Here is a 1,082-nt window from a genome sequence, read left to right as displayed (position 1 = left end):
TGTAGTGATTTGTGACGTTGTTGACGGTTAGGCGGCCAGTCGGCTGATCGGTGGTCGACCACCGAGGGCGCTGTGGGCCCGTCGGGTGTTGTAGTCGTGGACCCAGGCGGGCAGGGCGGCCAGACGGTCGATGTTGCTGGTCCAGGCACGGGCGTAGGCGAACTCGGTCTGCAGGGTGCGGTTGAACCGTTCGGCCTTGCCGTTGGTCCAGGGGCAGCCGGGTTTGATGAACCGGCGACGGATGCCCAAGGCGACGCAGACCGCTCGCCAGTTCGTGCCGACGCGGTAGACCTTGGCATTGTCGGTCAGGATCCGCAGCACCCTGACCCGCCGTCGGTGAAACCACTCCACGGCACGATGCAGGAAACCGGCGCAGGTCGGGTCCCGTTCGTCGGGCAGGGCCTCGACGTAGGCCAGGCGGGTCCGGTCGTCCACCGCGACGTGCAGGTAGTCGTAGCCGATGCCCCGGCCACGGACCGTTTCGCTGCGGCCGTGCATCCGCCACCCGCCGCCCACGGGTACCCGGCCCAGCTTCTTGACGTCGATGTGCAGCAGGTCGCCGGGGTGAGGGCGTTCGTAGCGGAGACCGCTGTGGCGGCGGCGCACCGGCGCACCGGTGATCGGGTCGATCGCCGACAGCGGTGGTTCGTCGTGGCGGCGCAGGACCCGACCGATGGTGGAAGCGGGCAGGCCGAGCAATCCGGACAGGTGTACCGGGCCTCGACGGGTCGTCCGACGGGTGGTCAGGATGCGCTGCTCGACCTCGGGCGGGGTACGTCGAGGGCTCAGGTGCGGACGCGAGCTGCGGTCGGCCAGCCCGGCGTCGCCCTCGTGTCGGTGTCGGGTGAGCCATTTGTGCACGGTGGTGCGGGAGATCCCAAGTTGTTCGGCGATGCGGGCGGGAGCCCACCCGGCCGCATGGCGGGTCACGATCAGTCTGCGGGCGTGAACGGTGGTACGGGCGTTACTGTGCATGCGAGGACCTCTGTGTGCGGATCGGATGCGTCAGACACATCCACTTCGCCCAGAGGTCCTCGCTTGTTCAACTCGACACGCCGTTCACAACCTCACTAGTCACAACA

The 1,082-nt window shown here is 68.1% G+C and carries 1 protein-coding gene; it reads right to left on the bottom strand.

Going from position 1 to position 1,082, the window contains the following annotated elements; genetic code table 11:
* Window positions 1-27 precede the first annotated feature (27 nt).
* Window positions 28-975, bottom strand: coding sequence for an IS481 family transposase (locus CLV43_RS46925; protein ID WP_106197065.1), 948 nt, complete (start codon window positions 973-975; stop codon window positions 28-30).
* Window positions 976-1,082 lie beyond the last annotated feature (107 nt).

Source organism: Umezawaea tangerina (genome assembly GCF_003002815.1).
Lineage (GTDB): Bacteria > Actinomycetota > Actinomycetes > Mycobacteriales > Pseudonocardiaceae > Umezawaea > Umezawaea tangerina.
This window is presented reverse-complemented; position numbering and strand designations above follow the sequence as displayed.